The sequence below is a fragment of the Enterobacter cloacae complex sp. 372C4 genome, assembly GCF_050030615.1.
In the GTDB taxonomy this organism is placed as follows: domain Bacteria; phylum Pseudomonadota; class Gammaproteobacteria; order Enterobacterales; family Enterobacteriaceae; genus Enterobacter; species Enterobacter intestinihominis.
On sequence record NZ_JBLGUQ010000001.1, the window covers coordinates 3519896 to 3532440 of the forward strand.

Annotated in this window: 14 protein-coding genes; 3 read left to right on the plus strand and 11 right to left on the minus strand. The window is 52.6% G+C overall.

Translation table 11 applies throughout. The features are described from left to right. Position 1: 1 nt before the first annotated feature. Complete coding sequence (locus tag ACQG11_RS17145) at positions 2-676, minus strand: fimbrial biogenesis chaperone (RefSeq protein WP_045308539.1); 675 nt, start codon at positions 674-676, stop codon at positions 2-4. Positions 677-745: 69 nt separating this feature from the next. Beyond that, on the minus strand, positions 746-1282 hold the full coding sequence (locus tag ACQG11_RS17150) for a fimbrial protein (protein ID WP_063146195.1): 537 nt from the start codon (positions 1280-1282) through the stop codon (positions 746-748). Positions 1283-1538: 256 nt separating this feature from the next. Between ACQG11_RS17150 and ybiB the strand changes: the two genes are divergently transcribed. Continuing rightward, entirely contained in the window at positions 1539-2501 is a 963-nt protein-coding gene (gene ybiB / locus ACQG11_RS17155) for a DNA-binding protein YbiB (RefSeq protein ID WP_023299646.1), read from the plus strand. 116 nt (positions 2502-2617) lie between these two features. On the opposite strand, the gene ybiJ is transcribed toward ybiB, so the two are convergent. From ybiJ to mcbA, 3 genes are all read right to left on the minus strand, one after another. Further along, on the minus strand, positions 2618-2878 hold the full coding sequence (gene ybiJ / locus ACQG11_RS17160) for a DUF1471 family protein YbiJ (protein ID WP_003858474.1): 261 nt from the start codon (positions 2876-2878) through the stop codon (positions 2618-2620). Positions 2879-3163: 285 nt separating this feature from the next. Further along, on the minus strand, positions 3164-3430 hold the full coding sequence (locus ACQG11_RS17165) for a DksA/TraR family C4-type zinc finger protein (RefSeq protein ID WP_022647518.1): 267 nt from the start codon (positions 3428-3430) through the stop codon (positions 3164-3166). A gap of 118 nt (positions 3431-3548) precedes the next feature. Next, positions 3549-3812, minus strand: coding sequence for a DUF1471 family periplasmic protein McbA (gene mcbA / locus ACQG11_RS17170; protein WP_022647519.1), 264 nt, complete (start codon positions 3810-3812; stop codon positions 3549-3551). Between the two features lie 242 nt (positions 3813-4054). Here mcbA and rlmF point away from each other — a divergent pair, with 242 nt between their 5' ends. Then, positions 4055-4966 carry a 23S rRNA (adenine(1618)-N(6))-methyltransferase RlmF gene (gene rlmF / locus ACQG11_RS17175; RefSeq protein ID WP_045308538.1) on the plus strand — a complete coding sequence of 304 codons (912 nt, stop codon included), beginning with the start codon at positions 4055-4057 and terminating at the stop codon, positions 4964-4966. A 45-nt stretch (positions 4967-5011) separates the two neighbouring features. Here rlmF and ybiO read toward each other — a convergent pair whose 3' ends face one another. From ybiO to rhtA, 6 genes are all read right to left on the minus strand, one after another. Continuing rightward, positions 5012-7222, minus strand: a complete 2211-nt coding sequence (ybiO, locus tag ACQG11_RS17180; protein WP_022647521.1) for a mechanosensitive channel protein — start codon at positions 7220-7222, stop codon at positions 5012-5014. Positions 7223-7342: 120 nt separating this feature from the next. Continuing rightward, complete coding sequence (gene glnQ, locus ACQG11_RS17185) at positions 7343-8065, minus strand: glutamine ABC transporter ATP-binding protein GlnQ (protein WP_022647522.1); 723 nt, start codon at positions 8063-8065, stop codon at positions 7343-7345. Next, positions 8062-8721: a glutamine ABC transporter permease GlnP gene (gene glnP / locus ACQG11_RS17190; RefSeq protein ID WP_108367324.1), complete on the minus strand. Its 660-nt coding sequence runs from the start codon at positions 8719-8721 to the stop codon at positions 8062-8064. The genes glnQ and glnP overlap by 4 nt, the downstream gene beginning before the upstream one ends. A gap of 93 nt (positions 8722-8814) precedes the next feature. Next, a complete protein-coding gene (glnH, locus tag ACQG11_RS17195; protein WP_003858455.1) occupies positions 8815-9558 on the minus strand; it encodes a glutamine ABC transporter substrate-binding protein GlnH in 744 nt (247 codons plus the stop codon). A 361-nt stretch (positions 9559-9919) separates the two neighbouring features. Then, positions 9920-10423: a DNA starvation/stationary phase protection protein Dps gene (dps, locus tag ACQG11_RS17200; RefSeq protein WP_000100801.1), complete on the minus strand. Its 504-nt coding sequence runs from the start codon at positions 10421-10423 to the stop codon at positions 9920-9922. 298 nt (positions 10424-10721) lie between these two features. Continuing rightward, positions 10722-11609 (minus strand): threonine/homoserine exporter RhtA, encoded by an 888-nt coding sequence (gene rhtA / locus ACQG11_RS17205; protein ID WP_023305742.1) that lies wholly within the window; start codon positions 11607-11609, stop codon positions 10722-10724. 355 nt (positions 11610-11964) lie between these two features. Between rhtA and ompX the strand changes: the two genes are divergently transcribed. Continuing rightward, on the plus strand, positions 11965-12483 hold the full coding sequence (ompX, locus tag ACQG11_RS17210) for an outer membrane protein OmpX (RefSeq protein WP_003858450.1): 519 nt from the start codon (positions 11965-11967) through the stop codon (positions 12481-12483). Positions 12484-12545 lie beyond the last annotated feature (62 nt).

Here is a 12545-nt window from a genome sequence, read left to right on the forward strand (position 1 = left end):
ATTAATGAACGGATTTCGACCAGGAATGGCTGATGCTGCCGTAATCATTAATAATGGAATACGTCACGTTTGAGCCCCCGACATTACCCGGTATGGCAAAATGTGTTTCTGATTTCGGAACAGCCCAGGTCGCTTTTGTGACTTTCTGACCGTTAAGCGTGACGGTCTGGAAATTCATATAGAAAGGCGTAGGGTTATTCACCACCAGGTCGTTACCTTCGCGATGCCATTCAAGCTTATCCGCCACATCTTCTGGTCGGCCTTTTACCGAGGACGGGCGATACAGCAATTTAATGCGGGTATTAATGGCAATTTGCAGCGTATTTACTCCCTCAACGTGTTTTGAGGAAGGGATCGCTTTGATATTCAACCAGTACAGAGATTCCCTGTCTTCCGGTAAATTTCCGCCCGTGCGTACCACGCGCAGAACGTTATCTTCTTTTGCATCCAGACGGAAAAGCGGCGGGGTGATCAGGAATGGGGCTTTGGCCGGGTTTTTACCGCCAGAATCGACCCAGGACTGTACCAGATAATCCGTCGTATCTGGGTTTGACAGGCCAAGAGATGATTCCTTTTTATCTCCTTGATAGACCAGCCGGGTACCATTAATCACGACGCCCGCATGTGCAGAGGCTGCTATCAGTAAAAGAGTGCTCAGTAAATAACCGTGGCGCATAAAGATTTCTCAATAAATAGAAGAGATATTAATGCCCGCAAAAGCATTAATATCTCAGGATTGATAAGATCAGTTATAAATAACGGTGAAAGTCGATACAGAGTTGGCAGGGCCTGCGGTAATGGCGGCCTGAGTTTGAATATAACGCGCACCGAATTCCAGGTCGTTAACTGCCGTGCCGGAGGCTAAAGGATATTGCTGCGAAGGCGTATACAGAGTGACAGGCTGCCCGGAAGCATCCATCAACTGAATGGCTACACCGGTTGCCGCATCGGTATCTGGCGTTAATGCCAGCGCGGCATTATTATCCGCATCCGGGGTACCACCGAAGTTAATCGCAGCCGAGGTCACTGTTTCCGGACAATTGGTTAACTTAATATCAAACTTCGTTGATGTGCTGGTAGAGCCTGCGCCGGTAAATACCGTTTTAGACACCTTACCCAACTGAACGTTTAATGGATTACTTAATCCATTCACGACCTGGCAAGCAGAATCGATAATTTCACCGGTGAAATTAATCTGACCTTCACCGTTAGTTGCCGCAAATGCGGATGCAGAACATCCCACCGTTGCGGCGATAAAAAAAACTAATGCAACCTTGTTCATAGTTAATCCTGATGTGATTCTGGTAAAAGCGTTGCCTGGACGTTTTTACCGTTGACCCTTAATGATTTTTCGATGTTTATTTAATCAAAAAAAGGGTCGCTGCGGATCTTTTGTCCCAATCACAAATAATGTAAATAGTGCTTGAGTTTAATTTTTTTATATGAAAACAGCAGGTTGATAATGATCACAAAACACTATCGGGTCTGTGTTCATCGGGCTATATTGTTAACAAGATAATGCAGTCAGGAGAAATGTCGTGGATTACCGCAAAATTATCAAAGAGGTAGGGCGTGGGAAAAACCACGCTCGCGATCTGGACCAGGAAACAGCCCGCGCGTTGTACACGCATATGCTGAATGGCGACGTGCCGGAACTGGAAATGGGCGGCATTTTGATTGCGCTGCGTATTAAAGGGGAAGGTGAGGCGGAGATGCGCGGCTTTTATGAGGCCATGCAGTCGCAGACCATGCGCTTAACCCCGCCCGTCACGAAGCCGATGCCAATTGTGATCCCGACCTACAACGGCGCGCGTAAGCAGGCAAACCTCACGCCGCTGCTGGCTATTCTGTTGCAGAAACTCGGTTTCCCGGTAGTAGTGCATGGCGTGAGCGAAGATCCGACGCGCGTGCTGACAGAAACCATCCTGGCGTTGTTAGGTATTGAACCGACCCTCCATGCCGGTCAGGCACAGGCAAAGCTGGAGGGGAATCAGCCGGTCTATATCCCCGTTAGCGCGCTCTGCCCACCGCTGGAAAAGCAGCTGGACATGCGCTGGCGCATGGGTGTACGTAACAGCGCTCACACCCTGGCGAAGCTGGCGACGCCGTTTGCCGAAGACGCCGCGCTGCGTCTTTCCAGCGTCTCCCATCCGGAATACGTGACGCGAGTCGGGCAATTCTTTGCCGAAATCGGTGGACGCGCGCTGCTGATGCACGGGACAGAAGGCGAGGTTTACGCCAACCCGCAGCGTTGTCCACAGCTGATGCTGATTGAGCCCGCCGGGACGCGGGTCGTTGTCGAACGTGGGGAAGAGAACAGAGATGCGATCCTGCCTGAGTCGAAAGATCCGCAGGTCACCGCGCGCTGGATTGTGCAGTGTCTGGCCGGGAAGGTGCCGGTTCCGCAGTCAATCAAGCTGCAACTGGCCTGCTGCCTGCTGGCTGCAGGGGAAGTCGAGTCCGTGGAAGCCGGGTTGCAGCGCGTGGCGCAGTCATTTTAAGCAAAAAAAAGCCCGTCCAGTGGCGGACGGGCAAACAAGGGTAACAACAACAGGGTCAATGAGGGTTGGAGCATCTCACCAGAGGGTATGGCGAGGGTGGAGCATAATTTGTTCGATTACTTGTAGATAACCGCAGTACCGCTCAGTTTGTTATTACCGTTAGTGGAAGTGATGGTGTATCCACTTGCGCCCGCGGCGGCAGCTTTTTCAGCCAGTTTTGCTTCCAGACCGTCCAGCGTGGTCGCGCCTTCAGCACTCACCACACCGATTTTGTTCAGATCCTGTGCCTGAGTAGAGGAGACTGGCTCTACAGCGAAAGCGCCGAAAGACAGAGCGGACAGGGCAACAGCGGCAACAGCATATTTGATGGTTTTCATAGGTCAATTCTCGCAGGTTATTCTGTTAAGGGGACGATGTTCCGTCGATGTGATAAGTATCACGCTTTTTAGCGGAAGATAAAATCGAAGAGAATTGACGTGGTTGGTCAAAAAAATTGAATGACAAATAACTTATTGATTATTAATAAAATCAGAAGCGCAATTGACACTTCTTGCGGATACGCTTTACAGACACAATCAGAAGGGCACGTTTTGCTACGCGCTTCGCTGAAAGTCGTGAGCGTAAAGTAAACTGTTGGTGCGGTTAACTACGGTAAAGGAAAGTCAACGTAACTGGCTGTCTTTCGATCCTCTACGATTATATCCTGAATGTGAAGCATTTTTTGAATCTTTCTCCTGCTGACAGGTGATGCAAAGCCGTACTCCGGGAATGGCTTTACGTCGTGCCTCAGGAATGGGATCCCCGCACTCTTCGCATTCCGTCAAACTTTCGCCGCGCGGAATTTCACCGCGAGCACGCGCAACCGCATCTTCAATGGTACTGTTGATCTGTTCGTTAACGGCGTCGTCATTCGCCCAGCCGGAAGCCATGATGTTCTCCTGAAAGGGTCAAGTCATGCATTTTAATATGGGGTGAAAAAACGCACAGTCAAGGCGCAGGCAGAGAGAACTGCATCTGCCGGGCAGATGCAGTTTGGAAGGCGGTAAGTTATTTATAGATAGTCGCGGTACCGTACATATGGTTATCGCCACCGGCGGCGTTCACCACGAAGCCTTTAGCGCCTTCCTGACGGGCTTTTTCGGCCAGCTTGTCCTGAAGGTCATCAAGGTTGCTTGCCCGGCTGACAGAGACCGTCCCGGCCGCGCGTAGCTGGCTGGTGTCGGTACTGTCGGTCAGAGGTTGAACGGACAAGGCAGAGAACGATGCGCCTGCCAGCGCACCCGCAATAATAAAGGTCAGATACTTTTTCATAATCACATCCTCAGGGGAAACAACAGGTGATTCCTGTTAAGTTTAGAAGCCTGATGCGTGTGATTTAGCGCAAAAATTTGATGATGATCTGCTTATTTTTTGAACGATAAATTCTGACAATTTGTTGACAGATCATAGACATACAGGTTGCTGATTTTTGTCGTGTTTTTGTGCGACTCAGACAGATATTTACCCCCGCGCCGTCACAGGGTATCTTACGCGGCTGTTTAAAGGAGAATGCCATGACTTCCCACAAGCCGGGATTGCACCCGCGTAACCGCCACCGTAGCCGCTACGATATGAAAGCCCTGTGTCTGAGCTGCCCTGAATTGCAGGGTTTTATCGTTCAGACACCAGCCGGTGAACCGTCGGTAAACTTTGCCGATCCGCTGGCGGTTAAAACGCTGAACAAAGCGCTGCTGGCCCATTTTTATGGTGTGACGCACTGGGACATCCCTGATGGCTTTCTCTGCCCGCCGGTCCCGGGCCGTGCGGATTACGTCCATCATCTTGCCGATCTGCTGGCGGATGACCACGATGGCGTAGTGCCGAAACAGGCTACCGTCCTTGATATCGGTACGGGCGCGAACCTGATCTACCCCCTGATAGGCGCACATGAGTACCAGTGGCGATTTACCGGCAGCGAGATCGGTGATGAGGCCTTCGCCAGCGCGCAGGCCATTATCAACGCTAACCCGGGGTTAAGCCGGGCCATACGTCTGCGTCGTCAGAAGGATGCCGCTGCTATTTTCACCGGCATAATTCATAAGAACGAACAATATGATGCCACCCTGTGCAACCCGCCATTCCACGACTCCGCCGCCTCCGCGCGTGCGGGAAGTGAACGCAAGCGGCGTAACCTGGGCCAGGCCGAAGATGGCGCGCTGAACTTTGGCGGCCAGCAGCAGGAGCTGTGGTGCGAGGGCGGGGAAGTAGCCTTTATTCTGCGCATGATTGCCGAGAGTAAAGGCTTCGGTCGTCAGGTGAAATGGTTTACCACGCTGGTCTCTCGTGGCGATAACCTGCCGCCGCTTTACCGCGCGCTGACCGAAGCCGGCGCGGTGAAGGTGGTCAAAAAAGAGATGGCGCAGGGTCAGAAGCAGAGCCGCTTTATTGCCTGGTCCTTTATGGACGATAACAAACGTCGCAAATAGCACCCCATCGTTGGCCGGGTAAGGCGAAGCCGCCACCCGGCTCGGTTACAGCGTCGGCTCCTGCGGAGGGAGCGGCGAAGCGGGCGGCGACAATACCTGATACGTCTGCACCGGCGCTCTCACGTTCGCCAGATCGAAGTGTTTTTTCACCATGCTGTCGAGAGCAAAGCGCACCGTCCACTGTTTCAGCGGCTGGGTGGTGAACGACACGCGCAGGGTAAAGGCAGTGTTCGTCAGCCCGACGATGCCCGCAAACGACGGCTCACCAATTACCAGCCCGCGAATATCCTCCATCTCCATCAGTTCGCTCACCGCATCCCGCAGCGCCTGTTTCGCCTTATCTGCATCTTCGTGACGATCGACATCATAATTCGCCACCACCGAACCAATGCCGCGCACAAAGTTGGCAAAGGTGGTGATCGATGACCACGGAATAATGTGGTACGCCCCGGTATCCTGACGTACGCCGACGGAGCGAATGGACATCCTCTCCACCGTGCCGGTAAGCGGTCCGATGGTCACCAGATCCCCGGTGTTCATCCCGTTCTCAAACTGGATAAAAATGCCGGTGATAATATCCTTCACCAGCGTCTGCGAACCAAAGGAGATCGCCAGTCCCAGGGCACCGGCACCCGCCAGCAGTGGGGCGATATTTACGCCGATTTCCGACAACACAATCATGATGGTAATGGTGCTAATGATCACCGCCAGCGCGTTGCGGAACAGCGTCAGCAGTGTGCGGGCGCGGGCGCTTGGCAGGGGCCTGCCGTGGACATCCGACACCAGACGGTTTTCGATAAGGCTTGCCAGCAGCGTCCAGCCGACGGCGGAGAAGAACAGGATCAGCGCGATACGAATAAGAATATCGACGGTCTTTTCCCCGGCGCCGTTATGCAGCCAGTTCCAGAAATCAAACAGTCCCCACGCATTCAGCAGCAGCATAATTGCCACGCAGACCGTCAAAATACGCGCCACCTTCAGCGACACCGATGTCCAGCCATTTACCCGTTTTTGCAGCTCGGGGTAATTACGCTGAACCTGCGGCGACAGGGTGATCGTCTTCGACAGCCAGCGGGAGAGCAGGCCAGAAACAAAGGCCGCGATGCCGATAATCGCCAGGCTTTTGAACGTCGCCCCCATCATAAATTTCAGGCTGTTGCCCGGATCGAACAGCGAGAAGAAACACAGCACAATAAAATAGGCGCTGGCCAGCCAGTGCCACACCAGCGCAAAGGCGCGAATAAAGAGGCTGAAAAAGGAGAGGGAGCGATCGGCCAGGTGAAGCAGACTGTCGGTGATCGCTTTTTTATTGTGGAAGATGAGGTACAGCGCCCAGACGGTAATACAGAGCATGATCAGCACGTTCGCCAGGGCCCCGAACTGCACGTTAACCTGGTTGGAAATAATCGGGACGGCAACCAGCAGGCCATAGCCGATTAACCCACTCAGCACGCTGAGCCGAACCGCCCAGTATTTGGCGCTCCGATCCGAAATGGCGAACGGGCGAAGTTCCGGCACGCGCGGACAGAATATTAACCGCAGGAGCGCCTTAAAGAACTCGATCAGGGCAAAGGCGTTCAGGAACAGCCCCTGCTGAAAGGCGATGGTTTTGTTCCCGGTATTAAGACGGTCGGCCAGCATCTGGCCGACAAACAGCGTCAGCGCCAGCAGCAGCAAATCGATGATAAAGGCCCCGGTAATCATTGCCGGAAGATGCAGCCAGCTGCTTTTATGCTGATTCTTTTTACGTCCCCAGTGGCCCATCTTCCGGTAAAGCGGCCAGACAGACAGGCGCAACAGCCAGTAAAAAATGAATACCGCGGCGGCCAGAATAGAAAACTGGGTCGCGGCTGCAGAAAAGGTGTGGGGATTAAAAGGCTTATGCGAGGTACCAACAAGGTTGCGATAGAGCTGGGCAAAACGCGACGACAGGGCTTCCCCGTAGCGGCGACTGATATCGGTGACGTTTTCCAGTACCGTCTTTTCGTCTTCGACTTCCGGCGGCGCGATAGTCGGAACCGGATCCTGAGGCGGTGTGGCGGCCACTTTCCTCAGCTGATCGATAAGCTCCTGCCGGGACGTGTCGTTCTCAAGCACGTCGGCAAGTGCGCTGTAAGCGGCTTTTTTCTTTTCAGCGTCGGGTTCTGGCGGCGCATTTTGCTGGGTGGCGGTGGCTCCGGTGGTGACGCCGGGAATGGTTACAGCAAGTGATGGCGCGCTAAACAGGGTAAACAGTAGCAACAGGATCCACGGCACGGCGTCCTCCGACAAAAATATCGTGCAAAATGATAAGTATAGAGCGCGCTGAGCGGAGGGGAGTTTTTGGGAACAATCCGGCATAAAAAAGCCGGGCATGCCCGGCTCTGTGTATGGCTGTCAGGAGACGTGTTGCAGGAACTCCTGGAGGCGCTGGCTCGGTGGGTTCGCAATCAGCGCCTGCGGATTACCGTCTTCCGCGATGCGGCCCTTATCAATGAAGATCAGACGGGACGCCACTTTTTCGGCAAAGCCGATTTCGTGGGTAACGATCACCATCGTCATGCCTTCTTCTGCCAGATCCTGCATCACTTTCAACACCTCGTGACGCAGCTCCGGGTCGAGTGCGGAGGTTGGCTCATCAAACAGCATCATCTTTGGCTTCACCGCCAGCGCACGGGCAATGGCCACGCGCTGCTGCTGGCCACCGGACAGCTCGGAAGGATAGTGGTGGGCACGCTCCGCCAGACCCACTTTCGCCAGCAGATCTTTTGCCAGCGTTTCTGCCGCCGCTTTGCTGGCCCCACGCACGCGCAAAGGACCGAACATCACGTTTTCCAGCGCCGTCAGGTGCGGGAACAGGTAGAACTGCTGGAACACCATGCCCGCTTCCTGGCGGATCAGGCGCTCGTCCACTTTCGGATCGTTCACCTTCAGACCATCGACGATCAAATCGCCGCTGGTGATCTCCTCGAGCTTGTTAATACAGCGCAGCAGGGTGGATTTTCCGGAACCCGACGGCCCGATGATCACCACCACTTCACCCTGCCTGATGTTCAAATCGATATTGTGCAGCACCTGGGTTGGACCAAAGTGCTTGGAAACATTTTTAAATTCAATCACAGGATTTTCATCCTTCTTTCAAGACGACGCAGAACAAAGCTCAGGACAAGCGTGATAATCAGGTAGACAACGGCGACCGCACTCCAGATTTCCAGGGCGCGGAAGTTACCCGCGATGATCTCCTGGCCCTGACGGGTCAGCTCGGCCACGCCGATAACAATAAACAGCGAGGTGTCTTTAATGCTGATGATCCACTGGTTGCCCAGCGGCGGCAGCATGCGGCGCAGCGCCAGCGGAAGGATCACGTGACGGATCGTTTCGCGACGGGAAAGACCTAACGCCAGGCCAGCTTCGCTGAAGCCTTTATGAATCGACAGCACCGCACCGCGGGTGATTTCCGCAATGTAGGCGCCGGAGTTGATCATAATGGTGACGACAGCTGCGCTGAACGGGTCAATGCGCAGATCGTTGAAGGCCATCGGCAGGGCGAAGTAGATAAACATGACCTGCACCACAATGGGGGTGCCGCGGATCACTTCGATGAAAACCAGTGCGATGTGGTTTGCAATCCAGCCGCCGTAGGTGCGGGCGAAACCGGCCACCAGACCGATAATTAACCCGCCAACCAGACCGAGGATCGAAATCCACAAGGTCATTTTAGCGCCTTCAAGCAAGAGAGGAATGGCAGGCCAGATGGCGCTCCAGTCAAACTGCATGATGTATTCCTGTATACCGTGGTGAAAAACGAAAAACGTAGGCCCGGTAAGCGGTAGCGCCACCGGGCGTTACAAACCTGAAGTCAGGTGAAATTATTTAGGCTCGGTACCGAACCATTTTTTGTAGATTTCGTTATAGGTGCCGTTCTCTTTCAGGGTTTTCAGCGCGCCGTTAACTTTATTACGCAGGTCGTCGCTGCCTTTCGGGAACGCAATACCGTACTGCTGAGCTTCCAGGGAATCACCTACCGCTTTGAACTTGCCGTTACCGGCGGTTTTGATGAAGTAAAGGATGTTAGGCGTGTCGTGCAGCACCGCGTCTGCGCGGTTGGTGCCCAGTTCCATGTAAGCGTTGTCGATGTTCGGGAACTGACGCAGGTCTTTGGTTTTGATATTGGCTTTCGCGTAATCAACGGAACCGGTGCCGCTCTTCACGGCGACCACTTTACCGTCGAGATCTTTCACGCTTTTCACGTCGTTGTTATCCGCTTTCACCATCACCAGCAGGCCGCTTTTGTAGTAGCCATCAGAGAAATCGATAGCTTTTTTACGTTCTTCGGTAATGGTGATGCCCGCCAGCGCCAGGTCAACGTTTTTGGTTTGCAGTGCCGGGATAATGCCGCTGAAATCCATTGGCTTCAGGGTGTAATCCAGTTTGAGTTCTTTTGCGACAGCGGCCCACAGATCAACGTCAAAACCAACGTATTTATCACCCTGTTTGAATTCAAACGGTACGAACGCCGTGTCAGTCGCCACAACCAGTTTGTCGGCAGCCTGCGAGGACACCGCAAACGCCAGGGTAAGTGCAGCCAGTGAAACTTTTAATACAGACTTCATAGCATTTCCTTTTATATCCACGGGGCGATCCCCTGCGAGAACCTCAGGCACAATGAAAAAATCGTGCCAGTTTTACAAGCTGTTGTTTTGCAAAGGGGATAATGTCACGCATTGCACAAAAAGCGTGGCAATTCTGTCAGGTTGCACCAGAATGGAGCACCGTTTTGGTGCGCTTCGTTAAGGTCTTCTGACAGGGGGATATTTAGCGCAGAATCTGACGAAAAAACAATCTTCCGTTAACGGTTGTGTGAGGTGATTATTACATTTTATTCACTTTTGCGGCCGTTGCGGACAAAAGTGTGCACCATAAATGTGCAAAACCCCCGCCAGGGGCGAGGGTTATTCAGACAATCCGCAGGGATTATTCGATGTTTGACTCAATGAACCACAGGAACTGATCCAGGTCGCGTGACGCGGCAGTGAAGATATCAGCGGTGTCTTCATCTTTTGCTTCGCCAATCGCTTTACGAACATCGTTCGCGACAATCGCATAACGGTCCGCCAGCTCTTTCAGGTGATCCTGAACGGTATGGATATCCAGCGGATAGCTTTTCAGTGGCGTTTTGCTGTTGATCACCTGCGTGGTACCCAGAGCCACACCGCCCAGCTGTACGGCGCGTTCGGCCATGGTATCCAGATGAGTCACCAGTGCTGTGCGGAAGCCATCCAGCATTTCATGAACGGCAATAAAGTTTGCACCGCGCATATTCCAGTGGGCCTGTTTGGTGATCAGCGAAAGATCGATGAACTGGACCACCTGGCGATTCAGCAGCTCAATGGTCGCTTTTTTATCGCTATCCGATACATCGTTACGGGTATAAAGCAGATTAGACGCTTTCGTTTTCACCAGTTTAGCGGTACTCATAATCTCATATCCTCTTGATGTTTGTGTCCCAGGTAATTACGGGATTAAGTATAGCACCGGATTTTTTCTCTGCGGTTTGGCGCTGCCTATCGGTTTAATAGCGAAAGGATGGTTGAACTTTTAACTTAATGATTTTAAAGTTTTTTATATAAATTGATGCAGATCAATCTTAATTCGTTAAGTGACAAGGCGGGCAGGTGAAATATTTTGGCAATATAAGAGAGTTTGTAAGAAATTATTTGAAGGGCTGACGAGACCTATATTCTGCATGGCCGGTAAGCCATGCAGAATTTAAGGGCTAGTTGAGGTCAATCTTATGTACTTTTGGTTCCGGGCGCATGGTCAATGTAGAGCCCATTGACGCCGCGATAATGGAACAGAGCGCCAGCGTCTGCACCAGTGTCAGGGTTTCGCCGAGGAACATCATTCCAGAGATGGCAGCCAGCGCGGGCTCCATGCTCATGAGCGTACCAAAAATACGCGTAGGCAGACGCGTCAGGGCGATCATCTCCAGAGAGTAGGGCAGCGCCGTGGAAAGAATGGCGACCGCCAGCCCAACCGGCAGGATTGACCACTGCCATATTGAGTCCGTTGCTTGTGCCATGCCGATCGGGACAAAGATAACCGCGGCAATCAGCGAGCCTAAGGCGACCGTCGCGGGGCCGTGCTCTTCGCCCGCACGCTGGCCAGTGAGAATATACACCGCCCAGCACGCCCCTGCGCCTAGCGCCAGAGCGGCCCCTGTCAAATCGATTTGTGAAACGCTTTGGCCGAGCGGCAGCAGGAACCATAGCCCCAGCACGGCCAGTATGACCCAGATAAAGTCTACCGGGCGACGAGAAGAAAAGAGGGCAACCGCCAGCGGGCCGGTAAATTCAAGCGCGACCGCGATCCCCAGCGGGATAGTCTGAATAGAGAGGTAGAACATGTAGTTCATCCCTCCCAGCGCCAGCCCATAAAAAAGCAGAGGCAGTCGCTGCTCCTTTTTAAACCGTAGCCGCCAGGGTTTAAAGACAACCACGAGGATCAGGGTGCCTAATGCGATACGCAGCGCCGTGACGCCGGGCGCACCAATCAGCGGAAACAGCGATTTTGCCAGCGACGCGCCGCTTTGTATGGACATCATCGCGATAAGTATGACTGCCACCGGCATCCAGACCGACGATTTACGAGGTAAACCTGGCATCCTTTCTCCTGTCAATTTTTGTCAAAAGAGGTAAAAGTCGCAGTGTAATGGAAATAACCTGCAACGGTTGAGCTACTGTTGAAAAAAAATCCAGGGAAAATCCGTAAAATGAGAAAACGTTGCTGATTTTATCGCCTGAAAGATTAGGAATAATCTGGATGAACTAAATGGCGATGACGCGCACTATTAGCATTTACAGGTGAAAATCTGGAGTTATTTGAACGAGATAGCTGGTGCTGGAAATGTTCTGTTACAGGAAAGGTCGCATTAGACATCGTGAATGACAAAGAGTTTCACAGATTTTTTTGATATATTTAAAACTTACGGACTTACTTGAAGCACATTTGAGGTGGTTATGAAAAAAATTGCATGTCTTTCAGCACTGGCAGCTGTTCTGGCTGTTTCCGCAGGTACCGCTGTAGCGGCAACTTCTACTGTAACTGGTGGTTACGCTCAGAGCGATATGCAGGGCGTGATGAACAAAACCAACGGTTTCAACCTGAAGTACCGTTACGAGCAAGACAACAACCCGCTGGGTGTGATCGGTTCTTTCACTTACACCGAGAAAGATCGTACTGAAAATGGCTCTTACAATAAAGGTCAGTACTACGGCATCACCGCGGGTCCTGCTTACCGCCTGAATGACTGGGCAAGCATCTACGGTGTTGTAGGTGTTGGCTACGGTAAATTCCAGCAGACCGAAAACCAGGGTCTGAACCGTACTGCAAGCAACAGCGACTACGGTTTCTCCTATGGCGCAGGTATGCAGTTTAACCCAATCGAAAACGTTGCTCTGGACTTCTCCTATGAGCAGAGCCGTATCCGCAACGTTGACGTTGGCACCTGGATCGCGGGCGTAGGTTACCGCTTCTAATCACTTCGGTGAGCCAGTAAAAAATCCGCCCAATGTGGCGGATTTTTTTTGTTTGTACCCTC